Here is a 26,191-nt window from a genome sequence, read left to right as displayed (position 1 = left end):
CGTGCCGGCTCAGTAGCGGTCGACCTGCGGCGGCGCCGGGATCGGGAAGCTGTTGCCGAAGTTCTTCTCCAGCGACGCCTTCCAGGACCCGTCGTTGATCATCGATTCGATCGCATCGTTGATCTTGTCGCGAGAGTCCTTGTCGCCCTTCTTCAGGCCGATGCCGTAGTTCTCGGTCGTGAACGGCTGCCCGACCACCTTCAATTGGCCCGGTGACTGCGCGGCGTAACCGGCCAGAATGATGTTGTCGGTGGTCACCGCGTCCACCGCCCCGGATTTCAACGCCTCCACACACAGCGAATAGGTGTCGTATTCCTGCAGCTGCACATCGTTGGCGAAATTCTTCTGAATGTTCTGCGCCGGTGTGGATCCCTTCACCGAGCAGAGTTTCTTGCTGCCCTTCAGCGATTCCGGACCCGTGATATCGGTGTTGTCGGCGCGCACCAGCAAGGATTGGCCCGCAACGTAATACGGCCCGGCGAAGTCGACCTTCTGCTTGCGCTGATCGGTGATCGAATACGTGGCGACCACGTAATCCACCTGCCCGTTCTGGATCAGCGTCTCACGTTGCGCGGACGGCGCCTCCTTGAAGGTGATCTTGTCCGGGCTCACGCCGAGTTTCCCGGCGACATAGGTCGCCACGTCCACGTCGAATCCGGAGAACGACCCGTCCCGATTGCGCAGGCCCAGACCCGGCTGATCGAATTTGATGCCGATGGTGAGTTTGCCTTCCGACGCGTGTTCGGTGGCGGTCTTGTTGCTGCCGCCGCCGCATCCGGTCGCGACGACCGCGATGGCCAGCGCGCCGATGCCGAACCGCAGCGCTCGGGTGATCCTCATCGAATGCCTTCTCTCTCGTGAAGTGTGAAGGGTCCTCCGCGGTGCCGGGAGCGGTCATCGCTCCCGCCGCGGTCGTGCACAGCGATCAATGGCTCAGAATTTTGCCCAAGAAATCCTTGGCTCGCTCGGATGCGGGTGCGGTGAAGAAGGTTTCGGGCGCCGCGTCCTCGACGATCCGGCCGTCGGCCATGAACAGCACGCGGTCTCCGGCGCGGCGGGCGAATCCCATCTCGTGCGTGACCACCAGCATCGTCATGCCCTCCTTGGCCAAGGCGACCATCACCTCCAGCACCTCGTTGACCATTTCCGGATCCAGGGCGGAGGTGGGCTCGTCGAACAGCATCACCTTCGGATTCATCGCCAATGCCCGGGCGATGGCCACGCGCTGCTGCTGACCGCCCGACAGCTGCGCCGGGTACTTGTCGGCCTGATCGGCGATGCCGACCCGATCGAGCAGTTCCAGCGCCCGCCTGCGGGCCTGCTTCTTGTCGACGCGGCGTACCTTGACCGGGCCGAGCATCACGTTGTCCAGAATCGTCTTGTGCGCGAACAGATTGAACGACTGGAACACCATGCCCACGTCGGCGCGCAATTTCGCCAGAGCGCGACCTTCGGCGGGTAACTCGACGCCGTCGACGGCGATGGTGCCGGAATCGATCGGCTCGAGCCGATTGACGGTGCGGCACAACGTGGATTTGCCGGACCCGGACGGGCCGAGCACGATCACCACCTGCCCGCGTGGCACTTCCAGATTCACATCACGCAGCACATGCAGATCACCGAAGTGCTTGTCCACGTTGCGCATCGAGATCATCGGCGCAACGGTGGCGGGCGCAGCGGCCGCGGTGGCAGCGCCCAGGTCGGAGGTGTTCCCAGCGCTGGCGGTGCCGGGTGTTGCGTCGGCAGCATCGGTCATGACAGTCGACCCTAGAGCGGTCCTGCGCGAAATGCGCACTTTTGGCGTGTGCGTCGCACCGTCGCCGCCTGCGCTTAACCCGGTGGTGACCTGGGCGCCCGGCCACGTGACCGGCGTCACCGGCTGCCCGATCGTGGCGACCGGGGTGGGCGCCCGATTTCGCACAGCGTCTACCCTGGACCCGTGAATTCGTCCATGCAGGTTGCAGCGCATTCGGCTGCGGGACGCGCCCCCGGTTCGGCCACCGATCCGCAGTCCCCGCGGACCTACGAGGTGCGCACCTACGGCTGCCAGATGAACGTGCACGACTCCGAACGGTTGTCGGGCCTGCTCGAGGACGCCGGATACACCAAGGCCACAGGCGGGCAGACCGCCGATCTGGTGGTGTTCAACACCTGCGCGGTGCGCGAGAACGCCGACAACAAGCTGTACGGAACGCTCGGGCATCTGGCGCCGATCAAGGCCGAGCGACCCGGTATGCAGATCGCGGTCGGCGGCTGTCTGGCGCAGAAGGACCGCGACACCGTCGTGCGCAAGGCGCCCTGGGTGGACGTCGTCTTCGGCACCCACAACATCGGGTCGCTGCCGGTGCTGCTCGAACGCGCCCGCCACAACGAGCAGGCGCAGGTCGAAATCCTGGAATCGCTGGAGGCGTTCCCGTCCACCCTGCCCGCTCGCCGCGAATCCGCCTACGCCGGCTGGGTGTCGATCTCGGTGGGCTGCAACAACACCTGCACGTTCTGCATCGTGCCCTCGCTGCGCGGCAAGGAGGTCGACCGGCGGCCCGGCGATGTGCTGGCCGAGGTGCAGGCGCTGGTGGATCAGGGGGTGCTCGAGGTGACGCTGCTCGGGCAGAACGTCAACTCCTATGGTGTGAACTTCGCCGAACCCGCACTGCCGCACGGACATCCGGCCGATTTCGCGCCCGACCACCGCGATCGCGGCGCCTTCGCGAAACTGCTGCGCGCCTGCGGCAGCATCGACGGGCTCGAGCGGGTGCGGTTCACCTCGCCGCATCCGGCGGAATTCACCGACGACGTCATCGAGGCGATGGCACAGACTCCGAACGTGTGCCCGCAGCTGCACATGCCGCTGCAATCGGGTTCGGACCGGGTGCTCAAGGCGATGCGCCGGTCCTACCGCAAGGACCGCTATCTCGGCATCATCGAGAAGGTGCGCGCCGCGATGCCGCACGCCGCGATCACGACCGACATCATCGTCGGCTTCCCCGGGGAGACCGAGGAGGATTTCCAGGAGACCCTGGATGTGGTCCGGCAGGCCCGATTCACCAGCGCCTTCACCTTCCAGTATTCGATCCGTCCCGGCACGCCCGCGGCCACCATGGCCGATCAGGTGCCCAAGGCGGTCGTCCAGGAGCGCTACGACCGGCTGATCGAACTGCAGGAACAAATCTCCCTGGAAGCCAATCGCGCGCTGATCGGCAACGAGGTCGAACTGCTGGTCGCCGAGGGCGCCGGCAAGAAGAACGCGGCCACCGCGCGGATGAGCGGCCGGGCGCGCGACGGCCGCCTGGTGCACTTCCGGCCCGGCGAGGCGGCGATCCGGCCCGGCGATATCGTCACCGTCGACATCACCGAAGCGGCGCCGCACCACCTGATCGCCGACGGCCCGATCCACAGCCATCGCCGCACCCGCGCCGGCGACGCGCACGAACGCGGTGTGCTGCCCAAGACCGCACCGATCGGAGTGGGGCTCGGCCTGCCGCGGATCGGCGCGCCGGAGCCGCTGCCGGCGGCCGCCGGTTGTGAGACTCTGCCGGCGGCCGCCGGTTGTGAGACTCTGCCGGCGGCCGCCGGTTGTGACACCGGATGCGGGGTCTGACATGCCCGAACGCGGGAACGAGGATGCCGATCGCGACGTCACGCCGGAGCGCTCCGGGGACGCCTCGCCCGCGCCGCAGCACCCGCACCAGCCGGCGGACGAGCCGAAGGATGCGACCGAGCCGAATGAGGAGAGCATGAACCCCGCAGAGTCGAAGGTCTTCGAGCAGTTCCGCGGCGACCTCGAGGCCGTCGAACGCAAGATCGCCGGCGAGATCGACCCCGGGACGCGCGCCATGGTGGTCGCGATCGCGGTCTTCGTGCTGCTGCTGTCGCTGATCCTGCCGCACGCCGGCGCCGCCCGCGGTCTCGACGTGCTGGCCTTCGACACCCACGCGCAGGACGAGCACATCGGGCTGCCCTCGCGGGTTTTCGAATGGTTCGTGGTGATTTTCGGAATCGGGTTCTCGTCGCTCGCGCTGGTCACCCGCCGCTGGGCGCTGGCGTGGGTGGCGGTCGCCGGATCCGCGGTGGGCAGCGTGTTCGGAGTGCTCTCGATCTGGCACCGCCAGACCCCCGGTCTCGGCAACTACCACGGCGCCGGCCCCGGCATCGGACTGATCCTGGCCACGATCGCGATCGTCGTGCTGACCTTCCACTGGATCCGCGTGGTGTGGAGCCGCACCGCGCTGCAGCTCGAGGCCGAGGAGCGCCGGCGCATCGCGGCCGCCGAACAGGAAGAGCAGGACCGGCGCCGGCTGTTCGGCGACGACAAGTAGCCGGGGCCGGCTCTCGGCGGCGTTGTCAGCGCCGCAGCGCCACCACGGGGATGGTGCGCGCGGTCTTGGTCGCGTGCTCGGCGAAGAATGGATACAACGCCGTGAGCTCGCTCCACGCCCGGTCGTAGTCGGCGCCCCGCAACGGTACGGCGGTGGCCGGATAGGTCTCCCGATCGACCTCGACCGTCACCGCCGGATCGGCGACGAGGTTCAGATACCAGTCCGGATGCTGCGGGGCGCCTACGTTCGAGGCGACGACGAGCAGCCGGTCGCCGTCGGGATGGAACATCATCGGCGTGGTGTGCGGCGTCCCGGACCGGCGGCCGGTGGTGGTGAGCAGCACCAGACGCTCCCGGTGCATTCCCTCGATCGGGCCCCCGGCCCGGAACTGCTCGATGACGCCTCGATTGATCTCGCGGACATCCATGGTCGGCTCCTCGTCCGGATTGCTGCGGGCAGGGGCTCACATCGCCGGTCGGCGGCGAATTCGACACCACCGACCGGCGACGAACGTCTCAGCGCCGGCTGACCGCGCCCTCCGCGGCATCGGCCCATTCACGCCACTGTTTGGCCTGTTCGAGCGCCTTCTCGGCATCGCGTGGCCGGCCCGCGGCCTCGGCCTTGGCCGCCTGCTCCTCGAATTGGGCGACCCGTTCACGGAACTGCGCCGCCCGAGCCATGGCCTCGGGATCGGTGCGCCGCCACTGGGCATCCACCGCCTCGCGCACCCGCTTCTCCAGCGCTCGCAGTCTGCCCTCGAGTTCGTGCATGCGCTCGCGCGGCACCTTGCCGATCGCGTCCCACCGCTCCTGCAGTTCGCGCAGGGCCGCACGGGCGGAATCCAGTGTCGCGGAATCGGGTTCGATGTGCTCGGGGATGCGGTCCTCGTAGTGGTGCAGCAGCTCCTCCTTGGCCGCCGCGTTCTGCCCGAATTCGGCATCGCGTTCGGACGCGGCGGCATTGCGCGCGGCGAAGAACACGTCCTGGGCGCTCTTGAACCGCCGCCACAACTGCTCGTCGGCCTCGCGGGGCGCGCGCCCGGCCGCCTTCCATTCGGTCAGCAGATCGCGGAAGACCGCGGCGGTGCCCACCCAGTCGGTGGAATCGGACAGCTCCTCGGCGCGCGCGCACAGCTCCTCTTTGCGCGCCTTCGCGGCGGCGCGTTCGCGATCGAGTTCGGCGAAGTGCGCGCCCCGGCGGCGGTTGAACGCTTCGCGCGCCTTGGAGAAGCGCCGCCACAGCGCATCGTCGACCTTGCGGTCCACCCCGCGGATGGACTTCCACTCCTCGAGGATTTCGCGCAGCCGGTCACCGGCCGCCTTCCACTGCGTGGACTCGGCGGCGATCTGCTCGGCCTCCGCGCACAGCGCCTCCTTGCGCTCGGTGTGCTCGTGCCGCGTGCGTTCCTTCTCCTCCTTGGCGTGGGCGGCCGCCTCGTCGGAATGTTCGATGATCGCCTGCAGCCGCTGGGCCAGACCGTCCACATCGCCGATCACCGCCGCGGTGGGCAGGGAATCGGCGAGCGCGACGGCCGCGGCCTTGGTCTTGCGGGCGTCCGTGCCGGCCGCGAGGCGAGCCTCGAGCAGCGCGACCTCGGTGGCCAGATCGTCGAAGCGACGCCCGAAATGCGCGAGCCCCTCGGCGGCGTCACCGGCCTGCCATGAGCCGACGACGCGTTCGCCGCCGGCGGTCTTGACCCAGGCGGTGCCGTCGTCGTCGACCCGGCCCCACTCACTGGGATCGCTGACCGTCGGCACGACCACCGGATGCGGATGCTCGTGGGCGGGGCCGGGGACGGGAGCCGGTTTGACGTGGTGCGTCGCCGCGGGTTTCGCCGCCGGTTCGGTACGCTGCGCCGCGGGAGGTTTGGGCGCCCCCGGCTTGGGTACTCCCGGTCGTGGTGCCGCGCCGGGTTTCGGGGCGGCGTCGGCCGGAGTCGGACGCTTCGCGGCGGGATTGCTGGACTGCTGCGCCGCGCCGGTTTCCGGATGCACTGCCTTCTCGGTTCCGCTGTTGTCGGTCATCGCTCCTCATCCCTGCCGCGCGTCACGGCTGCCTGGTTACGCCCTAGCAGATCCCATTCAACCAGCCAATAGACAGAATTGCCCTCTCTTGCGAACGGTGGCGTGCAGCGAGTGACGGTTGAGGGTGGTGGGAACCCGCTCACCCGCGGTGAGCGACGGCCTCGGCCGCCGTTTTCCCGGCGGCCGCTACCGTTGACGAGTGTTTCGTGTCGCCGCGTTGATTCCCTCGCCGCTCGTGCTGATTCCCGAACTGAGCGGTGCGACGCCGCTGACCGACTCCACCCATCCCGCCGCGCAGGTGCCGCAGTTGCGCGAGGCCGTACTGACGGCCGGGCGGATGCTGGCCCGGCAGGCCCGGCACTGGACCATCGTCGGCGCGGGGACCGAGCCGCCGACCGGTGTGGGTAGTTTGCGGGGCTTCGGCGCGGACGTCCGGGTTACCTTGTCGGCGACCGAACCCGGCGGTGAACCGCGACTCGACTGGCCGGCCGCACTGCTGGTGGGCGCCTGGCTGCGCGGCCGGGTCGAGGCCGAGGACGGCGACGACATCGAGGCGCGGGCGCTGCCGGTCGACCCGGGCGCCGAGCCGGCGCGTTGCGTGGAACTGGGATCCCGGCTGCGCGGTGAGCTGGACGCCGACCCTCGTCCGCATGGTGTGCTGGTCGTCGCCGACGGCGCCGCCACCCTGTCCACCACCTCCCCCGGATATCTGGATCCCCGGGCCGAGGGCGAGCAGCGGCGGATCGACGACGCCCTCGACGCCGGTGACCGCGCGGCACTCGGCGCGCTGGACCCCAGGCTGTGCGCCGAACTCGAGGTGGCCGGCCGTCCCGGCTTTCAGGTGCTGGCCGGCCTGTTCGGCATCGACACCGCCGATCCGAAGGTCGAAACCCTGTATCGCGCAGCGCCTTTCGGTGTCGGATATCACGCGTCGGTCTGGTACCCGGCGGGTGCGCGATGACGGCGCCCATCGCCGTCATCGGCCCGACCGCGACCGGAAAGTCCGATCTGGCACTGGAATTGGCGAGTCGCCTGGGCGGCGAGATCGTCAACATCGACGCCATGCAGCTGTATCGCGGCATGGATATCGGCACCGCCAAACTGCCGCCGCCGCAGCGCCGCGGCATCCCGCACCACCAGCTCGACGTGCTGGAGGTGACCGAAACGGCCACCGTCGCCGCATATCAGGCCGCGGCCTCCGCCGATGTCGAGGACATCCTCGCCCGCGGCCGGGTGCCGGTCATCGTGGGCGGTTCGATGATGTACGTGCAGGCGCTGCTCGACGAGTGGGAGTTCCCGGCCACCGACATCCGCGTTCGTGAGAAGTGGGAGGGGATTCTCGAACGCGAGGGTGTCGCGGCCGTCCACGCCGCCTTGCGGGCCGCGGATCCGGTTGCGGCGCAGACCATTCTGCCCACCGACGGTCGGCGGATCGTGCGGGCGCTCGAGGTGGTCGAACTCACCGGCCGCCCCTTCGCCGCCTCCCAGCCGCAACGCGGCATACCGCGCTGGAACACCACGATCATCGGCGTCGACCGCGAGACGGCCGAACTCGACGCGCGCATCGAGTCGCGCACCGAGACCATGTTCGCGCAGGGTCTCGTCGACGAGGTGCGAGAACTGATCGGCCGCGGCTTGCGCCGGGGCCTGACGGCACGTCGCGCGATCGGATACGCACAAGTCCTGGCTCACCTCGACAACGAATACGACCTGAGTCATGCGCGTGAGCGCACGCTGATCGGCACCCGCCGCTACGTGCGCCGGCAACGCTCGTGGTTCCGCCGCGACCCGCGCGTGCACTGGGTCGACGGCGCCGATCCGCGGCTGGCGGATTCGGTACTGGCCCATGTGCTCGACGAACAGGAATCGATTCGGCAGTGACCCGCCCATCGACCACCCGCAACGCCTCCGTGGGGGAGTGGCGCGCCTATCTCGGCAACCGCGCCCGGCGCCGTAGCGACGGCCGCTTTCTCGTGCACGGCCGGGAACCGATCACCGCGGCAGTCGCGAACAACTGGCCCCTGGAAGCGGTGCTGTACCGCCTCGGCGCCCCGCTGCCGCCGTGGGCGCGCGAGGTACTCGACAACGACGCGGTGCCGGCGATCGGACTGGTCGGCGACGCCCTCGACGAACTCGCCGAACCCGGCACCGGCACACCGGAACTGGTGGCCCTGGCGCACACCCGCGCGCGGGACCCGTCGCGGATTCGCCTCGATCCGGCACATCCGGTGGTCGTGATCGATCGTCCGTCCTCCGCGTTGCGGCTGGGCAGCGTGCTGCGCACCGCGCAGGCCTTCGGTGCCGCCGCGGTGGTGATCAGCGGATCCGGGGCGGACGAATACGACCCACGATGTGTACGCGCCTCGGCCGGTGCGCTGTTCGCGGTGCCGGTGGTGCGAGTGTCCGGCCCGGCCGGCGTCGCCGAATTGCGGACCGGTGCGAACGTCCCCGCTCGGCTCGTCGGTGTCGCGACCGAACCCGGGGACCGGCCGGTCGACGCGCACACCTTCGCGGATGCGACGATCATGGTGTTCGCCGACGACGGCGAGCTCGACGCGCGCTGGCGCGACGCATGCGACGAGATGGTGCGGATTCCGGCGGGCGCGATGCCGGTCACCCCCTGCGCCGTATCGGTCGTGCTGTACGAAATATCCCGGCAGCGCCGGGTGTCGGTATCGAGGATGAACGCCGGCGCTGTCGGCGAATAGTGCGGGACAGGTGGAGGATCGACGTCGATGAGCGAGCAGCAGCGGGTGTCCGGCGCGGCCGACATCGAGTTCAGCAAGGGCCACGGGACCCAGAACGATTTCGTGGTGCTGCCGGACTCCGACGCGCGCCTGCGCCTGGCGCCCGACACCGTCGCCGTGCTGTGTGACCGGCGCCAGGGCATCGGCGCCGACGGTGTGCTGCGCGTCGCCCGGGCAGGGGCGCTAGTGGAGCGGGGCGAGCTGGCCGGACTGCCCGACGGTGTGGCCGCGGCGGACTGGTTCATGGACTACCGCAACGCCGACGGGTCGATCGCGGAGATGTGCGGCAACGGTGTCCGCGTCTTCGCCCACTATCTGCTCGCCACCGGTTTGCAGCGGGAGACCGAATTCGTGGTCGGCACTCGTGCGGGCGCGCGTTCGGTGGTCGTGCACTCCTTCGACGAGGTACTCGGCGAGGTGACCGTCGGTATGGGCTCGGTGCGGATGCTCGGCGATTCCACCGCCACCGTCGCCGGCAGCGCGCTGCCCGGGGTCGGGGTGGACGTCGGCAATCCGCATCTGGCCTGTGTCGATCCCGGGCTCACCGCCGACGGTCTGGCCGCACTCGACCTCACCGTGCCGCCCGGATTCGATCCGGAGCTATTCCCGCAGGGCGTGAACGTGGAGATCCTGACCGCGCTCGGCGAGGACGGCGCGGTGGATATGCGGGTCTACGAACGGGGCGTCGGCGAAACCCGCTCCTGCGGCACCGGCACGGTCGCCGCGGCCGCCGCGGCGCTCACGCGCGCGGGGATCGATCCGGCGACGGAGTCCGCGCAGGTACGGGTCCGGGTGCCCGGCGGCGCGGTCACCGTGGGCATCGATCACGGGCAGGCGTGGTTGCGCGGCCCGTCGGTGCTGGTCGGTTCCGGACACCTCGCCGGGGAGTGGTGGGCCGGCGCCTGAATCCGTGTGAGGTGCGCCGTATCGGGCCCTGCCCGGCCGGGGCCGGAAATATCCGAGTGCGCCCGGTGGTTGTGGCGTGGGACCATGGAGGTGTATGAGGAAATCACAAACGTACGAGTTCACCCCGATCGAGCAGCTCGACTCGGACACGGACGGCTACGCGGACCAGGACTACAGCATCGGCGATGACGACGCCGACACCGGCGTGACCGATTACGACGCCGACGACACCGAAGGCAGCGGTTTTTCCGGCAACGGCTGGGCCGCCGAGCCCACGGTCGGTGAACTGCAACTCGACGAACGCAGCGCGCTGCGTCGTGTCGCCGGGCTCTCGACCGAGCTCACCGATATCACCGAGGTCGAGTACCGGCAGCTACGACTCGAGCGGGTCGTGCTGGTCGGCGTGTGGACCGAGGGCAGCGCCGCGCAGGCCGACGCCAGCATGGCCGAATTGGCCGCGCTCGCCGAAACCGCCGGCTCTCAGGTGCTCGACGCGCTGATCCAGCGCCGCGACAAGCCCGATCCGGCCACCTATATCGGCTCGGGTAAGGCCGACGAACTGCGGTCGGTGGTGCTCGAGACCGGCGCCGACACGGTGATCTGCGATGGCGAGCTGACCCCCGCGCAGCTGAACGCGCTGGAGAAGGTCGTCAAGGTGAAGGTCATCGACCGCACCGCGCTCATTCTGGACATCTTCGCCCAGCACGCCACCTCCCGTGAGGGCAAGGCGCAGGTGTCGCTGGCACAGATGGAGTACATGCTGCCGCGACTGCGCGGCTGGGGTGAATCGATGTCGCGGCAGGCCGGTGGCCGGGCCGGTGGTGCGGGTGGCGGTGTGGGTACCCGTGGCCCCGGTGAGACGAAGATCGAAACCGATCGCCGCCGGATCCGCGAGCGCATGGCCAAACTGCGCCGCGAGATCAAGGAGATGAAGACCGCACGCGACACCAAACGATCGCGGCGGACCTCCAGCGGCATTCCGGCGGTCGCGATCGTCGGCTACACCAACGCCGGAAAATCCAGCCTGATGAACGCCCTGACCGGTGCGGGCATCCTGGTGCAGGACGCCCTGTTCGCCACCTTGGATCCCACCACCCGGCGCGCGGCGCTCGACGACGGCCGCGAGGTCGTCTTCACCGACACGGTCGGATTCGTCCGGCATCTGCCGACTCAGCTGGTGGAGGCGTTCCGGTCCACACTCGAGGAGGTCACCGGCGCCGATCTGCTGCTGCACGTGGTCGACGGTTCCGATGCGCTGCCCGATCAGCAGATCAAGGCCGTGCGTGAGGTGATCACCGATGTGCTGCGTGAGCAGGGGGAGGGGTCCGGACCGCCGGAGTTGCTGGTGGTGAACAAGATCGACGCGCTGGACGCGACGCAGCTGGCGCATCTGCGTGCCCAGTTGCCCGGGGCGGTGTTCGTCTCGGCCCGCGCCGGACGTGGAATCGACCAGTTGCGCGAACGGCTGGCCGAGATCCTCGGCGGGCTCGATGTCGAGGTGAGTGTGCTGCTCCCGTACACTCGTGGTGATCTGCTCGCGCGCATCCACTCCGACGGCCGCATCATCAGTTCCTCGCACGAGGAGGGTGGTACGCGGGTGCGGGCCCGGGTTCCCCGGGCGCTCGCGCCGACCCTGTCGCAGTATGCGCACGCGGGCACCATCGGCAGTGCGGAAGCAGCGGGGCCTTCGCGCTGAAGCTTTCGTAGTCTGTGTGCCACAGTCGTTTTCGGTAGAATCGCGTCTTTCACCGAACGGCTGCAGGGAGGGTGCAAATGTCCGGGAACGAGTCCACACCTGTCGATGTCATGCCCGACGACTCCACCGCCGAGCGCTCGCCGGTGGAGTCCGTGCGGCAGCTCAGTGACGGCGCGCCGTTGCGAATGACGGTGCCCGCCATCGATCTTCGGATTTTCGACGCGCTGTCGACGCCGGTGCGGCTGTGGAACAGTCCGGTCTTCCACGGTCTGGACAACATTCCCGAGACGGGCTCGGTCATGCTCGTCGGCAACCACACGCTGCTCGGCGGCGTGGACGCGCCGCTGCTGGTGCACGAGATCTACCACCGCACCGGCCGGGTGGTGCGTGGCCTGGCGGAGAACGTGCTGATGCGGGTACCGCCGGTGCGCGAGCTCGTGCACCGGATCGGTAGCGTGCGCGGTTCGCGCGACAACTGCCGCACTCTGCTCGACAACGGCGAGGCCGTCATCGTCTTTCCGGGCGGCGGCCGCGAGGCGATGCGCCGCAAGGGCGAGAAGTACCACCTGAAGTGGGAGGGCCGCACGGGCTTCGCGCGGATGGCGATCGAGGCCGGCGCGCCGATCCTGCCGACCGCGATGATCGGCGCCGACGACGTATTCGACGTGGTCTTCGACGGCGATCATCCGGTGATGAGCCCGCTGCGCTGGACCGTCGAGGCGCTCGGCATCCGCGCCAACCTCACCCCGCCGCTCATGCGCGGCATCGGCCCCACCGTGGTGCCGCGGCCCGAACGGTTCTACTACTCGATCGGTACGCCCATCGAGACCACGCCGTGGCAGGACGCCACCGATCTCGACGCCGCCGCCGAGGAGTTGCAGCAGGTGGTGCACAAGGCGCTGGAGGAGGAGATCACCGCTCTGCTGGCCGAGCGCGATCGTGACCGCGGCCGCACGCTCTGGGGCCGGGTGCGCGGCGCCGTGGGGCTGTAGAGGTTTACCCGCGTTCAGGATGCGCTGAGACCGCGCTCCGAAGCTTTTCGCACAGGTACGCGACTTTTTTCGGATCTGAAGTGAACCGCGATTCCCCTTCCGGGTACCGTATGTGGCAGGCGAGTTGCCGATGTGGTCACTAGGAGGTTGGCGTGGAGCGCACCCTTTTCGAGCCCGAACACGATCTGTTCCGGGAGTCCTACCGTAAATTTCTGGATCAGCATGTCGCGCCGCACCATGCCGAGTGGGAACAGTCCGGGGTCGTGGATCGGCAGCTGTGGCTGGAGGCCGGTAAGCAGGGGTTCCTCGGCATGGCGGTGCCCGAGGAGTTCGGCGGCGGCGGCGTCAAGGATTTCCGCTACAACGCGGTGATCACCGAGGAGACCACCAAGGGGCAGTATTCGGGCCTCGGCTTCTCGCTGCACAACGACGTGATCGCGCCGTATCTGCTGGAGCTGGCCGACGACGAGCAGAAGCAGCGCTGGCTGCCCGGGTTCTGCTCCGGTGAGATCATCACCGCCATCGCCATGACCGAGCCGGGCACGGGTTCGGATCTGCAGGGCATCAAGACCCGCGCGGTCAAGGACGGCGACGACTGGGTCATCAACGGCGCCAAGACCTTCATCACCAACGGCATCAACTCCGACATCGTGATCGTGGTCGCGCAGACCGATCCCGAGAAGGGAGCGATGGGCTTCTCGCTGCTGGTCGTCGAGCGCGGCATGCCAGGCTTCGAGCGTGGCCGCAACCTGGACAAGATCGGCCTCAAGGCCCAGGACACCGCCGAACTCAGCTTCACCGACGTGCGGGTCCCCGCCAAGAATCTGCTCGGCACCGAGGGCATGGGCTTCATCCACCTGATGCAGAACCTGCCGCAGGAGCGGATGTCGATCGCTGTGATGGCCGCCGCCGCGATGGAGGGCTGTCTGGAGACCACCATCCAGTACGTGCGCGACCGCAAGGCCTTCGGCAAGCCGATCGGCGCCCAGCAGAACACGCGGTTCGTGCTGGCCGAGCTGGCCACCAAGACCACCGCGGTGCGCGTGCTGGTCGACCGCTTCATCGAGGCCCTCAACGCCGGCACTCTCTCGGCCGAGGATGCCGCGATGGCCAAGTGGTGGAGCACCGAGGAACAGCTCGACCTGATCACCAAATGCCTGCAGCTGCACGGCGGTTACGGCTACATGCGCGAATACCCGATCGCCAAGGCGTACATGGACGCACGCGTGCAGACCATCTACGGCGGCACCACGGAGATCATGAAGGAAATCATCGGCCGCTCCTTGAAGCTGAGCTGACGCACCTGCGCTTACCGTCCCCGGCAGCAACGGCCGCCGCCGGACAACCGGCGGCGGCCGTGGTGTGCCGCAAGGATTTTCGCCCTATGAGCTCGTTCCCGACAGTGCGGTGGCCGCCTCGGTGAGGTCGGCGACCAGACCGTCGTAGGCCTCGGTACGATCGGGAGCGCGCAGCGCGGCGGCCGGATGGATGGTGGCCAGCGCACGGAGATCATCGTGCGCGATCAGCCGCCCGCGGTCGCGGGTGATCCGGAAGTCGGGACCGAAGACGGCCTGCGCCGCCACCGCACCCAGGCAGACCACCAACTGTGGACGGATCGCGTCGAGTTCGGCGGTCAGCCAGGGCGTACACGCGACGATCTCGGTGCGCCCGGGCTTCTGATGGATGCGGCGCTTACCGCGCTCGGTGAATTTGAAATGTTTCACCGCGTTCGTGAGATAAACGGCGTCGCGGTCGATTCCGGCGTCGGTGAGGGCGCGGTTCAGCAGCGCTCCGGCGGGGCCGACGAACGGATGTCCGGCCAGATCCTCGCGGTCGCCGGGTTGCTCGCCGATCATCACCATCGGAGCGTTCGGCGGGCCCTCACCGAAGACGGTCCGGTTCGCATGCCGGTACAGGTCGCAGCCGTGACATCCGCAGGCGGCCTCGCGCAATCGCGCCAGATCCGTGGTGTCCGGCACGAATTCCGCTGCGCCCGGGACCTTTACCATGACCGCGCCTTCACCTTTCTTTCGTCACCTCGCGCCTACTTCGCTCTCGATCGCGGAACAGAACGCGTCCAGATCGCGCGGATTGCGGGAGGTGATCAGCGTCCAGCCGTCCTGCGTCCGGACCACCTGCTCGTCGACCCACTGAGCGCCCGCGTTGCGCACATCGGTCTGCAGCGACGGATACGAGGTCATGGTCTTGCCGCGAACCAGGTCGGCCTCCACCAGCAGCCACGGGCCGTGGCAGATCGCGGCGATCGCCTTTCCGGCGTCGGCGAATCCGCGCGCCAGGTCGACGGCCTCCTTCGTGGTGCGCAACTTGTCGGCGTTGACCGTGCCGCCGGGCACCACCAGCGCGTCGAAATCGCTCACCGACACCGAGGCCAGATCGGTGTCAGGGTCGACGGTGACGTCGGCGTCGGTGTCGTGGACGAAGGTCTGCACCGCGTCGGTGGACGGGGCGGCGTGGGTGACGCGAATGCCATTGTCGCGCAACTGTTTCAGCGGTTCCAGCAGTTCGTCACGTTCCACACCGGTCTGCGAGGTCACCACCAGGACGGCGGGCTCTCGGTCGGGTCGGCTCATCTCGTCTCCTTCTCGGCTCACGGGCGTTCAGGCGCCCTGCAGGCGGATCAGTGTGTTGAGTAGTTCGGCTTGTTCGGCCAGTTCGTGCTGATCGGGGTGGTTGCCGATGCGGTCGGCCAGTTCGGGACGCCGGATCAACTCCAGTCCGTCCTCGCCGCTGTCGGTGGCGAGTCTCACCCGGCCCTCCGACAAGACCAGTCGGGTGCCGGGGCTGCCCGCGTCCAGCAGCATCCGCAGATCCTCGGCGGTGACCTGCGGATGAGTTCCAGGGGTCTGCTCATCGGATGTCATGTCCGGCGGGTGCCCGGCCGGCAGCGGGCGAAACACCGGCCTGTGGAACCGGCGGCCGCGGGTCGCGGCCGGGTACATCCGGGCCGGGATCGGGTGCGGGTCCGGGGATGGGCCGACCGGGGTCCGGAGGCGGCTCGGGGGTCGGCTCCGGCGGGACCGGCCGGCCGGGATCGGGCGGCGGATGACCGGGAATCGGATCGGGGCTCGGCCCCGGAATCGGCCGGCCCGGCTCGGGCGGCCGGCCCGGAACGGGATCGGGCTCCGGAATCGGCGGGCGCGGATCCGGGTCCGGCGCCGGAATCGGATGTTCGGGTGTGGGATCCGGAACCGGCTGCGGTGGAACCGGTTCCGGAATCGGAGGTTCGCCGGCACGCAGTCGCGGTCCGGCGTTGTCGGTGTACATGTCGACTCCTCGAACGATGGTGGTCGGCCGCGCGGTGGCCGGCGCGCTACGACGACGGATAGGCGGGGTAGGGCGCGGCCTTCAGGGTCCGCGCCAGGTGCGCGGCATTGCGCGCCATGCCCGCGGTGGTCGTCGCGACGGCCTCGGGAGTGTTGTCCAAGTCCAGATAGTCGACGCCGCTCATGGCCTCGCCGTTCCAGTAGGTGCAGCCCTGTGCCGGCACGGTGAAGCCGATGTCGTTGAGCGCCTGGAACGTATCGGCGCAGATCTTGTGCGCGCCGTCCTCGTTGCCGACGACGGCGGCGATGCCCACCTTGCCCACCATGGCGGGCCGGTTCTCGTCGTCGGTGACCGAGAGTTCGGCGTCGAGGCGTTCGAGCACACGCTGGGCGACCGAGGACATGTGGCCCAGCCACGTGGGCGTGGCGATCAGCACGATATCGGCGGCGCTGATCTGCTCGCGCAGCTGCGGCCACTGATCGCCGTCGCCTTCGTCCGCGGTGATGCCGGGCCGGATATCGAGGTCGACGGCACGCACGGTCTTGCCGGTGACCCCGTGGTTCGACAGTTCGCGCAGGACCTGCTCGGCGATCAGCTCGCTGCTCGATCGATCCGGCGACTTCTTCAACGTGCAACTGATCGCGATGGCGGTGAGGCCGTCCCCGGGAGCTCGGGAACCGGTCGGGTCGTTCACAATCTGCTCCTTTCGACGGGCGACAGGATGCTCTGTTTCGCGCATACCCGCCGATCCGCGCTCGAACCCGGCCGGCCGGCGCGGCCGATCGAACCGGCGCGGGCCGCCGATTGAGGCGCCAGGCACCGGGTATGCGGCGCCTATGGAGATTCCGCACCCCGACGTGCGCCGAACATCCGGCCACCGCCCTCGCTCGGCGTCCCGGCATCGGCCCACCCCGGCGCCGGTGACGGCCAATACCGGCGCGCCACCGCTGCCGGAGCCGCGCGGCGAACTCTCCGCAGGCATCTGCGCCCTGCTCAGCGGCACCGCCTGCCATGTCGATTTCGACACCGCGAGCACCGATCCATACGGCGAGGACCTGCAGCTGGCGTTGCACCTGTGCTACGAATTGCATTACCGCGGCTTCGATTCCGTCGACCCCCGGTGGGAATGGGACCCGAAGTTGCTGCGCATGCGCGCCCACCTCGAGGACCGGTTCCTGGCCGCGATGCGACGCGACGTGCCCGGCGGCGACGATCTCGACGGCGAACTCGACGATCTGCTCGTCGAGCCGGTCGAGGGCGCGGGCGTCGGGCATTTCCTGAACGAGCAGGGCCAGTGGTGGCAGGTGTGCGAATACTTCGCGCACCGCTCGATCTACCACCACAAGGAGGCCGACCCGTACGCGTGGGTGATTCCCCGGCTGCGCGGTCAGGCGAAGGCGGCGCTGGTCGCGGTCGAATACGACGAGTTCGGCGCCGGTCGTGGTGAGGACGTCCACGCTCAGCTGTTCGCCGACCTGCTGGCCGGCGCCGGCCTCGACGACACCTACCTGCACTACCTCGACGCCGTCCCCGCGCCGATGCTGGCGCTGGTGAACATGATGTCGCTGTTCGGCCTGCACCGGCAGTTCCGGGGCGAGCTGGTCGGGCACTTCGCGAGTGTGGAGATCAGCTCGCCGCCCGCGTCGCGCCGGATGGTCGACACCTTGCGGCGGTTGGACGCGCATCCGGCGTGCGTGCGCTTCTACGCCGAGCATGTGGAGGCCGACGCGGTGCACGAGCAGGTGATGCGCCGCGACGTCATCGGTGACCTGTCGGCCCGCGAGCCCGAGCTGATCGCACCGATGGTCTTCGGTATCCAGGCGACGACATTGCTGGAGAACGCCATCGACCGGACCATGCTCGACAGCTGGTCGGCCGGGCACAGCTCGCTGCGCGACCCGGAGGCGATCCCGCGAGATCGCGCGGGTTGATCATCGGAAGGCGGGTATTCGGCGATCATGAAACTGTTCCGCGCACCGGGCGTCTACGCCCCGACAGCCGATACCGGACTGCTGATCAGAGCGCTGGGCGCCGCCGCCATCCCGGAGGGGTCCAAGGTGGTGGACGTGTGTACCGGTACCGGTGCCGTGGCTATCGAGGCGGGACGGGCCGGCGCTTCCGCGGTCACCGCGGTGGACATCTCGCGCCGGGCGCTGGCCTCGGCGTGGCTCAACAGCAGGCTGCACGGAGTACCGCTGGAACTGTTGCACGGCGATTTCGGCCGGGTGCTGCGTCGGCGGACCTTCGACGCGGTGCTGGCCAATCCCCCCTATGTGCCGGGCCCTGCGAGCATTCCGGCCCACGGCCGGGCGCGGGCCTGGGAGGGCGGACCGCACGGCCGGGCGCTGCTGGATCCGCTGTGCCGGCTGATGCCGGAGCTGTTGCGGGCCAAGGGAATCGCGCTGATCGTGCATTCGTCGCTGTGCGATCCGGATCTCACCGTGCGTCAACTGCGCGACGGTGGGCTCAAGGCCGCGATCGTCGTCCGCGAAACGTGCGAATTCGGGCCCGTTCTGCGGGGGCGCGCGCACTGGCTGGAGCAACAGCGCCTCATCGAACCGGGGGCGCGGCAAGAGGAGTTGGTGGTGATCCGTGCCGATCGAGAATGACGACCCCACGCCCGGTCCGGGCCGTCGCACCCGGGTCACGCTGACCAAGGACGGTCCGGCGCTCATCGAGGGGCCGGTGGAGCTGGTGACCGACGACGGCCGCGTCGTGCGCTGCGATCGGTTCGTGGTCGCGGTGTGCACCTGCCGCCGGTCCGGAATCTATCCGCTCTGCGACACCACCCATCGCCGTCATCGCCGCAAGCGCGGCTGAGCGCGCACCAGGCGTCAGTGCCGCGGTGTCACGCTGGTGTGCCGCGGGATCAGTATCGCGGTGAGAACCGCGACCGCCGCCACCACCCCCGCGGCCGCGTACGAGGTGATCGTGAGCGCGGAATCGAATGCCGCCGAGGCCATCTCGTGCACTCGCGCCCCGAGTGCGCCGCCGATGTCGCCGGCCACCGCGATCGCGCCGCCGGCCGATTCACGAGCCGTCTCGCCCTGAGCTCCGGCCAGCGGGACGTCGCTCATGTAGTGAGTGAACAGCGCGCCGTGCACACTGCCGAGCAGCGCCACTCCCAGGCCGTTGCCCAATTCGTAGCTGGTCTCCTCGACCGCGCCGCCCTGTCCGGCGCGTTCGGCCGGCACCGAGGAAACCAGAACCGCCGCGGCGGCGGTGACCGCGATCCCGTCGCCGATGCCCAGGCAGACCAGTACCAGCGCCACCACGGCGTAGCTGGTGGGCTCGGGCGAGATCGCCAGCACCGCGAACCCGGCGGCGAGGATGAGCAGACTCGTGACCATCACCCCGCGTACCCCGGTCCGGCGCAGCAACGCCGGTGTGGTCAGTGAGCCGATCAGGGTCGCGGCCGCGGCGGGTGCCGTACGGATACCGGCCTCGGCGGGGGAGTAGCCGTGAATGTACTGCAGCCACAACGAGATCAGGAACAGGGCGGCGCCGATCGCGATCATCGCCATCAATGTCGCCAGGGCCGCGGCGAGGAAGACCGGGCGCCGGAACAACCGGATGTCGAGCAGCGGATCGGTCAGCCGCAGTTGCCGTCGCGCGAACCAGAACAGCATGGCGAGCCCGGCCAGCAGGACGCACACGTTCACCACGATGTCCTCACCGCGCGCGAGATGTTTGACGCCCCAGACGAACCCGACGATGCCGAGCACCGACAGCGGGACACTCGGCCAGTCGAACGGGGTGGTGGACGGCGCCCGGTATTCGGGCAGCAAACCGATGCCGGCCGCCAGCGTGAGCACCACCACCGGCACATTGATCCAGAACGCCGCCGCCCAGCCGAAGTGTTCGACCAGGACGCCACCCACGATCGGACCCACCGCGGCGCCGACCCCGGCGATGGCCGCCCAGATCGCGATGGCCCGGGTACGTTCGTGCGGATCGTCGAAGATATTGCGGATCAGCGAGAGCGTCGAGGGCATCACCATCGCGCCACCCACGGCCAGCAGCACGCGCCCGCCGATGAGCTGAGCAGTGACCTGAGCGGTGGCCGCGACCACCGAAGCGACGCCGAACAGCGCGAATCCCGTCAGGAACAGCCGCTTGCGGCCGATCCGGTCGCCGATCGCGCCGAAGGTGATGAGCAGCCCGCCCAGGACCAGACCGTAGATGTCGACGATCCACAACTGGGCGACCGCGCCCGGCTGCAGATCCTCGATCAGCGAGGGCAGCGCGACGTTGAGCACGGTGGCGTCCATGGCCACCAGGAGCAGGCTCGCGCACAGCACCGCCAGCATTCCCCAGCGGCCGCGTACCGGTGTCGCCGTCCGGTTCCGGTCGATCATCGGGCCTCCCGATTGCCGAAACAGCTCCTGCTACTTTCCGGCAATCCTACAAATCCGGGCTCGACGACCCGACCCGGACGGTACCCGCGCGGTCTACGCCGGCCGCGGACCGCCGGTCACGATGATCGGCCCCCGCCCGCACATCTGGTCGCCGGTGGCCGATTCGATCCGGTCGCCATGCCGAATCGCTGGGGGCACAGGGTGATCGACGCCTGCCGATACGTGGTGCGGTACTCGGACATCCACGGTCGCGGCGCCCGGATGCCGCGGCGGTGATCATCGACGTGGCACTGCGCCTGGGGAGGGCTGGTGGGCTGCCGCGGCGGCCTTGCGCAACCCGTCGAGGATGAGGTCCAGGCCGTACAGATATTGCTCCTCGCCGCCGCCGTGCGTGATCACCAGCTCCGGCATCAGATCGGCGATCGTGGGATGGGCCACCGGATCCAACATCTGCAGGCGGCTCGGAATGGTCTCGCCGTTGCGCCGCGCCGGAACGAACACGTGGCGCAGCGCCGAGCCGAAGGTGTACTGCAACAGCACCACGTAGCCGCGCGCGGTCTCCTGCCGGCCGAGCCCGGCGGCCCGTAACTGGGAGAGCACCAATTCCAGGGCGGCCGTGGCGGTATCGGCGAAATCGCCGTCGCCGTCGGGTTTCACCGCCAGCACCCGAAGCACCGCCGGGCGTTCCACGAGCAGCCGGTACAGCGCCTGGCAGCACGCCCGCACGCGGTCGGCCCAGTCGCCGGAGACGGCCGGGGGATGGAAGCTGTCGAGCACCTGGTCGCGCGCGGCCTGCAGCAGTTCGTCCTTACTGCGGAAGTAGGTGTAGAGCGTCATCGTGCCGACGCCCAGTTCGGCGGCCAGAGCACGCATGGAGATGCCCTCGCAGTCGGTGTCGTCGAGCATGCGCAGCGCGGCGTCCACGATCGCCTCGGCGCTGAGCGTATGGCGCGGTACTCGGCGGCGGCCGCCCCCGGTGCGGGTTCGTCGGGCGGGCTCAGATGTCACGGCAACGTCTCCGGTCGGGATGAAATCCGGTCTCGACGCCATTGTAGTATGCACGTACGACGTACCGTACGTTGTACGTCAGCCCTCGTCGTGGAGGTCGGGTCGTGACTGCAACAACCATCTCGGGTCCGCTCGCGCAGGTTCCGGCGCGAGCCGGGGGCTGGTTGCGGGAAATGGTGCTGGTGGTCGTGGTGTATTTCGCCTACGACGGGGCCCGGCTGCTGGTCGGCAGTGGTCTCGACCATGCCCGCCGCGACGCGCACGCGCTGCTGCGCGTCGAGGACTGGCTGCGGCTGGACCCGGAACTGTGGCTGAACCGGATCTTCGCCGGCCATTCCTGGATCGCGATACCGGCCGACTTCGCCTACGCCACGCTGCACTATGTCGTGACCCCCGCGATCCTGATCTGGATGTGGTGGGCGCATCGTGAGCAGTACCGGGCGGCTCGCACCCAACTGGGCATCGCGACGGTCGCGGGCCTGATCGGTTTCGTGGCATTGCCCACCGCGCCACCGCGCCTGCTGGAGGACTCGCACGGCTTCATCGATGTGATGGCCCTGCACGCCTCGGTGGGCTGGTGGCAGGGCGACGCCAGCACACCACGCGGATTGGATTCGCTCACCAACGATTTCGCGGCGATGCCGAGTCTGCACGTCGGCTGGGCGCTGTGGTGCGGGCTGATGCTGTACCGCTTCGGCCGGACCCCGCTCATCCGGTGGGCCGGGGTCGGCTATCCGATTGTGATCACGCTCGTGGTGATCGGGACCGCCAACCACTACCTGCTCGACTGTGCCGCCGGTGCGGCCCTGATCCTCGCCGCCGGCTACGCCGCCGCACCGTATCTGCGTCTGTGTGACGCGGTCGCCGACGGCGTCGGTGTCTGGTGGGCGATGCTGCGCGCGAATTCCCCGTGGCCCGCGTGGCGCGGTGCGGTGGTCGCCGCGTTCGCGCCGGGCGCGGTCGCGGGGCCGGCGCTCGGAATCGGCGCCGGTCTGGCGGTTGCGATGCCGGAGCCGGTCGAGGAGCCGCCCGCTCGCGGCCCGGGGCGGATCACCGGCCGTGTCACCGACGCCTCCGCCGGGGGTCGCGGCGCCGCCGGGTGCCGGGGGTACGGCCGGCACCCGGGGCGTGCCGGGCATCCGCTCGGGGCCGAGACCCGCTCCGGGCCGGGCGTGGGATGAACGGCCTCGCCCGCCGGGCGATGTCACCGGCCGCCGGTAGAGTGAAAACTCTCGGTCGGCCAGTCAGGAGGCAACAGGTGGACGTGAAATCGGCCGTGCGCGGCTTCAATTCGGTGGTACTCACGCTGACGGAGGCGCCGGTTCTCGGCCCGCTGATGCGGAAGGGATTCGTCGAGATCAGCTATGTCGGGCGCAAGTCCGGTAAGACGTTCAGCACACCGGTGAACTATCGGCGTTCCGGCGATTCGATCCTCATCGGTGTCGCGATGCCCGATCGCAAGAGCTGGTGGCGCAACTTCACCGGCGAGGGTGGCCCCATCACACTGCACCTGGACGGTGGCGACCGACGCGGCCACGCCGTGGCCACCCGCGACGACAAGGGCCGGGTGCGGGTGCGGGTGCACCTGGACGACGCCCCCGGTTCGGACTGAACCGGATCCCCTGCGGCGCAGAAGTTTTCGAGGGTGACGGTGCCCGCGTGGGCGGGCACCGGAACGTGTGAACCGCTAGGCCGGTATTCGAGCCGTGAGACCGGTTGCGCGAGTGCCGCATTCGGTGTCGTCGAGTGCCGGTGCGGTGAATCTGTGCAGATCGAATTCGTGGGTCCGCACACCGTGGTGGAAGGCGTCGAGCTCGGCTCGATCGAAGATCAGCTCCACACCCGCTGTGGGACGGTCGGTTTCGGCACGCAGCACGTAGCGTCCGTCGGGGCGCCGGAACTGCGTGATCGGTAATCGCTCGGTGCGCCCGGCGCGGATACCGGCCTGGTATCGGTCGAACTGCTCGTCGTGCAGCAACAGTATGTCGGTGCCGGTCACAGCCGTGCCGGCGGTGGTGGCGGCAGTAGCGCGTTTGTCGTCCCAGACGGCGGTCCATCCGTGTTTGCGCGCGATGCGCACGCAGTTCTGGTGTGGGGAACTGGCTGAGGCTTTTCGGAATTCGCCTACGGTGAAGGTCGGTGGCCGCGTCATCGGATGCCCTTTCTACGGAGTAAAGCTGCCGGCGCACCGATGCGCGGACCGCCGCGCCGACCGTGCCGGCTAAGGCTTGTAGCCGACGGCCGCGAAATTACACGGCCGTGCCGGATCCTCCATGTCCACCGGTGCAGAGGGTCGCCAATCGGGGGCGTGCACGATCCCGGGGTTCAGGAGCTCGAAGCCGTCGTAGAAGGCGGCGAAATCGTCACGGCGGCGCAGCGTCAACGGATCCGAGGTCTGCTTGTAGAGCTCCGCCGCGGCGGCCATTCCGCGTTTGACATCCTCGGACGCGTCGTCGAGGCCGGCATGGCTCATCGCCACGCAGCTGCCGCGCGGGAGGCGATCACGCAGCTGGGCCATCAGCCGGTACGGGCGGTCGCTGTCGGGCACGAACGGCCAGACGCCGACGATGAGCAGTCCGAGTGGCTGATCCGGATCGATCAGGCGCCGGGTCTCGGGATGGTCGAAAATATCGTCGGGACATCGCAGATCGGCATCGAGGACCGCGGTGGTGGCGAGGGCGTCGGTGTCGCGCAGCACATCGAGCCAGCGCGCCACGGCCTCGGTGTTGTTGTCCACGTACACCACCCGGATCCGCGGCTCGTGCGCACGTGCGATCTCATGGGTGTTGTCCGCTGTCGGCATTCCAGCGCCGATGTCGAGGAACTGCCGGATCCCGCGTGATGCCATGAAATCGACCGCGCGGCGCAGGAATTCGCGGTTGTGCCGCGCCCAGGCATCGGCGTGCGGGAACACCGCGAACACTCGCTCACCGAAGACCTTGTCGACGTCGAACAGCGCCTGGCCGGACAGGTAGTAGTGGTACATCCGCGCCGCCGAGGGCCGGCTCGTGTCGATATCGCGTGAGGGAAAGTCGTTGTCGCTCATAGCTGCCCGGCACTCCTTAGGCTTTGCAGATTACGGACGGTGAGTCACGTCCCGGTGACGCTCTCGCGTCGGAACGAACGCGCGATCCGGTCGATGAACGCTCGCGACCGATCGGGATCCGCTGCGGCCGCGGATAATCGGTCCCAGACGGTCTCCCGGGCACGTACCGCGGGCTTGTCGTCGATGTAGCGGATGTCGCCCTGGCTCTCCACGATCGCCATGTCCAGGTCGCCCGCCGCGCCGGGGGAGGGAACCCGCACCAGCGTGAAGCGGTCCTCCATCCCCGCGCCCCGGGTGGGAACGGTGAACGGCAGCACCTGCAGGATGATGTTGGGCCGATGCGACAGTTCGAGCAGGTATTCCAGTTGGTCGGCCATCACCGCACGGCCGCCGTATTCGCGGCGCAGGCACGATTCCGAGAGCACGGCGTGGAATCGCGGGGCGTCGGGGCCGGTGAGGACGTCCTGGCGGGCCAGCCGCGCGCGTACCGAATCCTCCACGGTGACCGTACCGGGATCGGTGGACGCCGGTTGCGCGTCGTGCGGGGGCTCGTGCAGGGCCCGGATATAGGACTCGCATTGGACCAGTCCGGGCACGATCTCGGCCTCGGTGACCCTCAGCAGGCTGGCATGAGCCTCGAGATCCACCAGCAGACGTAATTCCTCGAGGTAGGCGCGGCGATGGCCGGTGTTCCAGAAACCACGTTTGTGGTTGTCCCGGCGTAATGCCTCGAGGCTTTCCAGATAACCGGGGTCGGTGAAACCCAGTGCGACCGCGAGCCGTTCGAGATCGCCGACGGTGATCGAGCTGGCGCCGTTGATCAACATCGCGATCCGGCTCTGGCTGGTGTCGATGATCCGGGCGGCCTCCGCCTGATTCACTCCCGCCGTGCTGATCATATGGTCGATCTCGCGGCCCAGCAGCAATTTTCGCGCGGTACGTAATCGGGCTCCCATGGGTGCCAGCGTATCGGCGCGACGCGCGGCCCGGGAGGTCGACGAAACGAGGCACTGCTGCGTGATGATCATACGCTCGACGAAATCTCTTCCGCCCCAATCGCTTTCCTTCGCGTGATAATCACGCTAGCGTGTATCACGTTCAGGCTATCACGGTTTCGGCGCCAATCGAATGCGGCCGGAGCCGCTGTGACGAAGGGATTCGCCGGAATATCCGTCGGCTCCCGAATGTCGGACCGCATCGTCCGGATTGCGGACGCAGGGCCCGAATTCGACCGATTATTGGGAAATCTCACAACGTCGGACCCCTGTGGTTCGGATGTTTGGGCCAACCCGCGCCGACTGCTCGTAATCACCGCGCGTCACCGATACCTTCGTCAGTGCGATGGGGATCGGGCGCACGGAAGGAGCGCGATGCCGGCCTACGACTCCTGGGATGCGGAATCCGCGGAGGGCGATGGATTCGATTCCGGAAATGCCAGGAGTGCAACGCATTCCGATCCCGCGATAGTCATGCGGATGGGATTCGAACTGGCGCTCATCCTGCTCGGCGATGCGCCCACCGGGGCGACGCGCGCGCTGCGGCGACTGGAATACGCCGCGGCGGTGTGGGCGCGTGACGGAGTTCCGATCGATATGGTGCAGCACGCGATTCACGACGGGGTGAAATTGACCCTGAACCGCATCGACCCGGCCGGCGGCACCGGAACCACCGATCCGGTGGCCGATCGCAGCTTCCTGGTCGACATGCTGGATCTGCTGACCTGCACCGTCTCCCGCGCCTACGTCGCGGAAATTCGCAATCACCCCGCGCGCTGACCACCGGCACGCTGCCGCTCGCGGTGCCGGTAGGGCGT

General features: G+C 68.8%; 28 protein-coding genes. 15 read left to right on the top strand and 13 right to left on the bottom strand.

Translation table 11 applies throughout. The features are described 5' to 3' along the window. Positions 1-9: 9 nt before the first annotated feature. Positions 10-840 carry a glutamate ABC transporter substrate-binding protein gene (locus NMI01S_RS21670; protein ID WP_063000045.1) on the bottom strand — a complete coding sequence of 277 codons (831 nt, stop codon included), beginning with the start codon at positions 838-840 and terminating at the stop codon, positions 10-12. Between the two features lie 85 nt (positions 841-925). Then, the gene (locus tag NMI01S_RS21665; RefSeq protein WP_063000886.1) at positions 926-1,654 is read right to left on the bottom strand and encodes an amino acid ABC transporter ATP-binding protein; all 729 of its coding nucleotides are present in this window, start codon (positions 1,652-1,654) and stop codon (positions 926-928) included. 297 nt (positions 1,655-1,951) lie between these two features. Here NMI01S_RS21665 and miaB point away from each other — a divergent pair, with 297 nt between their 5' ends. Both miaB and NMI01S_RS21655 read left to right on the top strand, forming a co-directional pair. After that, positions 1,952-3,598, top strand: a complete 1,647-nt coding sequence (miaB, locus tag NMI01S_RS21660; RefSeq protein ID WP_084513150.1) for a tRNA (N6-isopentenyl adenosine(37)-C2)-methylthiotransferase MiaB — start codon at positions 1,952-1,954, stop codon at positions 3,596-3,598. A gap of 136 nt (positions 3,599-3,734) precedes the next feature. Next, complete coding sequence (locus NMI01S_RS21655) at positions 3,735-4,316, top strand: Rv2732c family membrane protein (protein WP_063000884.1); 582 nt, start codon at positions 3,735-3,737, stop codon at positions 4,314-4,316. A gap of 25 nt (positions 4,317-4,341) precedes the next feature. Here the strand turns inward: NMI01S_RS21655 and NMI01S_RS21650 are convergent, their stop codons facing one another. Both NMI01S_RS21650 and NMI01S_RS21645 read right to left on the bottom strand, forming a co-directional pair. After that, positions 4,342-4,743 carry a nitroreductase/quinone reductase family protein gene (locus NMI01S_RS21650; RefSeq protein ID WP_063000043.1) on the bottom strand — a complete coding sequence of 134 codons (402 nt, stop codon included), beginning with the start codon at positions 4,741-4,743 and terminating at the stop codon, positions 4,342-4,344. A gap of 88 nt (positions 4,744-4,831) precedes the next feature. Then, positions 4,832-6,340, bottom strand: a complete 1,509-nt coding sequence (locus NMI01S_RS21645) for a DUF349 domain-containing protein (protein WP_063000041.1) — start codon at positions 6,338-6,340, stop codon at positions 4,832-4,834. A 199-nt stretch (positions 6,341-6,539) separates the two neighbouring features. Here NMI01S_RS21645 and NMI01S_RS21640 point away from each other — a divergent pair, with 199 nt between their 5' ends. The 7 genes from NMI01S_RS21640 (at position 6,540) to NMI01S_RS21610 (ending at position 13,979) form a co-directional block, all read left to right on the top strand. After that, on the top strand, positions 6,540-7,301 hold the full coding sequence (locus NMI01S_RS21640; protein ID WP_063000039.1) for a class III extradiol ring-cleavage dioxygenase family protein: 762 nt from the start codon (positions 6,540-6,542) through the stop codon (positions 7,299-7,301). After that, entirely contained in the window at positions 7,298-8,221 is a 924-nt protein-coding gene (miaA, locus tag NMI01S_RS21635) for a tRNA (adenosine(37)-N6)-dimethylallyltransferase MiaA (RefSeq protein ID WP_063000038.1), read from the top strand. Before NMI01S_RS21640 ends, miaA begins: the two co-directional genes overlap by 4 nt. Continuing rightward, positions 8,218-9,048 carry a TrmH family RNA methyltransferase gene (locus NMI01S_RS21630; RefSeq protein WP_063000036.1) on the top strand — a complete coding sequence of 277 codons (831 nt, stop codon included), beginning with the start codon at positions 8,218-8,220 and terminating at the stop codon, positions 9,046-9,048. The genes miaA and NMI01S_RS21630 overlap by 4 nt, the downstream gene beginning before the upstream one ends. 63 nt (positions 9,049-9,111) lie before the next feature. Continuing rightward, positions 9,112-9,993 (top strand): diaminopimelate epimerase, encoded by an 882-nt coding sequence (gene dapF, locus NMI01S_RS21625; RefSeq protein WP_063000882.1) that lies wholly within the window; start codon positions 9,112-9,114, stop codon positions 9,991-9,993. Positions 9,994-10,087: 94 nt separating this feature from the next. Next, positions 10,088-11,689 (top strand): GTPase HflX, encoded by a 1,602-nt coding sequence (gene hflX, locus NMI01S_RS21620; RefSeq protein ID WP_084513149.1) that lies wholly within the window; start codon positions 10,088-10,090, stop codon positions 11,687-11,689. A gap of 77 nt (positions 11,690-11,766) precedes the next feature. Then, entirely contained in the window at positions 11,767-12,681 is a 915-nt protein-coding gene (locus tag NMI01S_RS21615; protein WP_245716969.1) for a lysophospholipid acyltransferase family protein, read from the top strand. Positions 12,682-12,833: 152 nt separating this feature from the next. Next, a complete protein-coding gene (locus NMI01S_RS21610) occupies positions 12,834-13,979 on the top strand; it encodes an acyl-CoA dehydrogenase family protein (RefSeq protein WP_063000034.1) in 1,146 nt (381 codons plus the stop codon). A gap of 84 nt (positions 13,980-14,063) precedes the next feature. On the opposite strand, the gene NMI01S_RS21605 is transcribed toward NMI01S_RS21610, so the two are convergent. From NMI01S_RS21605 to NMI01S_RS21585, 4 genes are all read right to left on the bottom strand, one after another. Next, complete coding sequence (locus NMI01S_RS21605; RefSeq protein WP_063000033.1) at positions 14,064-14,690, bottom strand: UdgX family uracil-DNA binding protein; 627 nt, start codon at positions 14,688-14,690, stop codon at positions 14,064-14,066. Positions 14,691-14,714: 24 nt separating this feature from the next. After that, complete coding sequence (locus NMI01S_RS21600; RefSeq protein ID WP_063000031.1) at positions 14,715-15,272, bottom strand: type 1 glutamine amidotransferase domain-containing protein; 558 nt, start codon at positions 15,270-15,272, stop codon at positions 14,715-14,717. A gap of 27 nt (positions 15,273-15,299) precedes the next feature. Continuing rightward, positions 15,300-15,563 carry a hypothetical protein gene (locus NMI01S_RS21595; RefSeq protein ID WP_036503210.1) on the bottom strand — a complete coding sequence of 88 codons (264 nt, stop codon included), beginning with the start codon at positions 15,561-15,563 and terminating at the stop codon, positions 15,300-15,302. Between the two features lie 449 nt (positions 15,564-16,012). Then, positions 16,013-16,660, bottom strand: coding sequence for a flavodoxin family protein (locus NMI01S_RS21585; RefSeq protein WP_063000027.1), 648 nt, complete (start codon positions 16,658-16,660; stop codon positions 16,013-16,015). A 142-nt stretch (positions 16,661-16,802) separates the two neighbouring features. Here NMI01S_RS21585 and NMI01S_RS21580 point away from each other — a divergent pair, with 142 nt between their 5' ends. From NMI01S_RS21580 to NMI01S_RS21570, 3 genes are read left to right on the top strand one after another with little or no spacing between them, the layout of a single operon-like run. After that, positions 16,803-17,897: an iron-containing redox enzyme family protein gene (locus NMI01S_RS21580; protein WP_084513147.1), complete on the top strand. Its 1,095-nt coding sequence runs from the start codon at positions 16,803-16,805 to the stop codon at positions 17,895-17,897. Positions 17,898-17,924: 27 nt separating this feature from the next. After that, positions 17,925-18,575 carry a HemK2/MTQ2 family protein methyltransferase gene (locus tag NMI01S_RS21575; protein ID WP_063000025.1) on the top strand — a complete coding sequence of 217 codons (651 nt, stop codon included), beginning with the start codon at positions 17,925-17,927 and terminating at the stop codon, positions 18,573-18,575. Continuing rightward, positions 18,559-18,786 (top strand): CDGSH iron-sulfur domain-containing protein, encoded by a 228-nt coding sequence (locus NMI01S_RS21570; protein ID WP_063000023.1) that lies wholly within the window; start codon positions 18,559-18,561, stop codon positions 18,784-18,786. Before NMI01S_RS21575 ends, NMI01S_RS21570 begins: the two co-directional genes overlap by 17 nt. Positions 18,787-18,800: 14 nt before the next feature. Here the strand turns inward: NMI01S_RS21570 and NMI01S_RS21565 are convergent, their stop codons facing one another. Further along, positions 18,801-20,324, bottom strand: coding sequence for an MFS transporter (locus NMI01S_RS21565; RefSeq protein ID WP_063000022.1), 1,524 nt, complete (start codon positions 20,322-20,324; stop codon positions 18,801-18,803). A gap of 276 nt (positions 20,325-20,600) precedes the next feature. After that, positions 20,601-21,332: a TetR/AcrR family transcriptional regulator gene (locus NMI01S_RS21560; protein WP_167669927.1), complete on the bottom strand. Its 732-nt coding sequence runs from the start codon at positions 21,330-21,332 to the stop codon at positions 20,601-20,603. Between the two features lie 104 nt (positions 21,333-21,436). Between NMI01S_RS21560 and NMI01S_RS21555 the strand changes: the two genes are divergently transcribed. Both NMI01S_RS21555 and NMI01S_RS21550 read left to right on the top strand, forming a co-directional pair. Further along, positions 21,437-22,513 (top strand): phosphatase PAP2 family protein, encoded by a 1,077-nt coding sequence (locus tag NMI01S_RS21555; protein WP_218021086.1) that lies wholly within the window; start codon positions 21,437-21,439, stop codon positions 22,511-22,513. Between the two features lie 77 nt (positions 22,514-22,590). Beyond that, on the top strand, positions 22,591-22,944 hold the full coding sequence (locus NMI01S_RS21550; protein ID WP_063000016.1) for a PNPOx family protein: 354 nt from the start codon (positions 22,591-22,593) through the stop codon (positions 22,942-22,944). A 75-nt stretch (positions 22,945-23,019) separates the two neighbouring features. On the opposite strand, the gene NMI01S_RS21545 is transcribed toward NMI01S_RS21550, so the two are convergent. The 3 genes from NMI01S_RS21545 to NMI01S_RS21535 all read right to left on the bottom strand — a co-directional run bounded on the left by NMI01S_RS21545 (position 23,020) and on the right by NMI01S_RS21535 (position 25,334). Then, entirely contained in the window at positions 23,020-23,412 is a 393-nt protein-coding gene (locus NMI01S_RS21545; RefSeq protein ID WP_063000014.1) for a hypothetical protein, read from the bottom strand. A 141-nt stretch (positions 23,413-23,553) separates the two neighbouring features. After that, the gene (locus NMI01S_RS21540) at positions 23,554-24,378 is read right to left on the bottom strand and encodes an SAM-dependent methyltransferase (protein ID WP_063000012.1); all 825 of its coding nucleotides are present in this window, start codon (positions 24,376-24,378) and stop codon (positions 23,554-23,556) included. A gap of 44 nt (positions 24,379-24,422) precedes the next feature. Beyond that, positions 24,423-25,334 carry a helix-turn-helix domain-containing protein gene (locus NMI01S_RS21535; protein ID WP_063000874.1) on the bottom strand — a complete coding sequence of 304 codons (912 nt, stop codon included), beginning with the start codon at positions 25,332-25,334 and terminating at the stop codon, positions 24,423-24,425. 414 nt (positions 25,335-25,748) lie between these two features. Here NMI01S_RS21535 and NMI01S_RS21530 point away from each other — a divergent pair, with 414 nt between their 5' ends. Then, on the top strand, positions 25,749-26,153 hold the full coding sequence (locus NMI01S_RS21530) for an RsbRD N-terminal domain-containing protein (RefSeq protein ID WP_063000010.1): 405 nt from the start codon (positions 25,749-25,751) through the stop codon (positions 26,151-26,153). The last annotated feature ends 38 nt before the right edge of the window (positions 26,154-26,191 follow it).

The organism is Nocardia mikamii NBRC 108933, assembly GCF_001613505.1.
GTDB classification, from domain to species: domain Bacteria; phylum Actinomycetota; class Actinomycetes; order Mycobacteriales; family Mycobacteriaceae; genus Nocardia; species Nocardia mikamii.
The sequence above is the reverse complement of the archived record's forward strand: the minus strand, read 5'-3'. Positions and strand labels throughout refer to the sequence as shown.

Excerpts from the sequence above, each read along its gene's own strand:
- NMI01S_RS21670 (WP_063000045.1), bottom strand. The coding sequence starts at position 840 with ATGAGGATCACCCGAGCGCTGCGGTTCGGCATCGGCGCGCTGGCCATC.
- NMI01S_RS21665 (WP_063000886.1), bottom strand. The coding sequence starts at position 1,654 with ATGATCTCGATGCGCAACGTGGACAAGCACTTCGGTGATCTGCATGTG.
- miaB (WP_084513150.1), top strand. The coding sequence starts at position 1,952 with ATGCAGGTTGCAGCGCATTCGGCTGCGGGACGCGCCCCCGGTTCGGCC.
- NMI01S_RS21655 (WP_063000884.1), top strand. The coding sequence starts at position 3,735 with ATGAACCCCGCAGAGTCGAAGGTCTTCGAGCAGTTCCGCGGCGACCTC.
- NMI01S_RS21650 (WP_063000043.1), bottom strand. The coding sequence starts at position 4,743 with ATGGATGTCCGCGAGATCAATCGAGGCGTCATCGAGCAGTTCCGGGCC.
- NMI01S_RS21645 (WP_063000041.1), bottom strand. The coding sequence starts at position 6,340 with ATGACCGACAACAGCGGAACCGAGAAGGCAGTGCATCCGGAAACCGGC.
- miaA (WP_063000038.1), top strand. The coding sequence starts at position 7,298 with ATGACGGCGCCCATCGCCGTCATCGGCCCGACCGCGACCGGAAAGTCC.
- hflX (WP_084513149.1), top strand. The coding sequence starts at position 10,088 with ATGAGGAAATCACAAACGTACGAGTTCACCCCGATCGAGCAGCTCGAC.
- NMI01S_RS21615 (WP_245716969.1), top strand. The coding sequence starts at position 11,767 with ATGTCCGGGAACGAGTCCACACCTGTCGATGTCATGCCCGACGACTCC.
- NMI01S_RS21605 (WP_063000033.1), bottom strand. The coding sequence starts at position 14,690 with ATGGTAAAGGTCCCGGGCGCAGCGGAATTCGTGCCGGACACCACGGAT.
- NMI01S_RS21600 (WP_063000031.1), bottom strand. The coding sequence starts at position 15,272 with ATGAGCCGACCCGACCGAGAGCCCGCCGTCCTGGTGGTGACCTCGCAG.
- NMI01S_RS21595 (WP_036503210.1), bottom strand. The coding sequence starts at position 15,563 with ATGACATCCGATGAGCAGACCCCTGGAACTCATCCGCAGGTCACCGCC.
- NMI01S_RS21580 (WP_084513147.1), top strand. The coding sequence starts at position 16,803 with ATGGAGATTCCGCACCCCGACGTGCGCCGAACATCCGGCCACCGCCCT.
- NMI01S_RS21575 (WP_063000025.1), top strand. The coding sequence starts at position 17,925 with ATGAAACTGTTCCGCGCACCGGGCGTCTACGCCCCGACAGCCGATACC.
- NMI01S_RS21565 (WP_063000022.1), bottom strand. The coding sequence starts at position 20,324 with ATGATCGACCGGAACCGGACGGCGACACCGGTACGCGGCCGCTGGGGA.
- NMI01S_RS21540 (WP_063000012.1), bottom strand. The coding sequence starts at position 24,378 with ATGAGCGACAACGACTTTCCCTCACGCGATATCGACACGAGCCGGCCC.
- NMI01S_RS21535 (WP_063000874.1), bottom strand. The coding sequence starts at position 25,334 with ATGGGAGCCCGATTACGTACCGCGCGAAAATTGCTGCTGGGCCGCGAG.
- NMI01S_RS21530 (WP_063000010.1), top strand. The coding sequence starts at position 25,749 with ATGCCGGCCTACGACTCCTGGGATGCGGAATCCGCGGAGGGCGATGGA.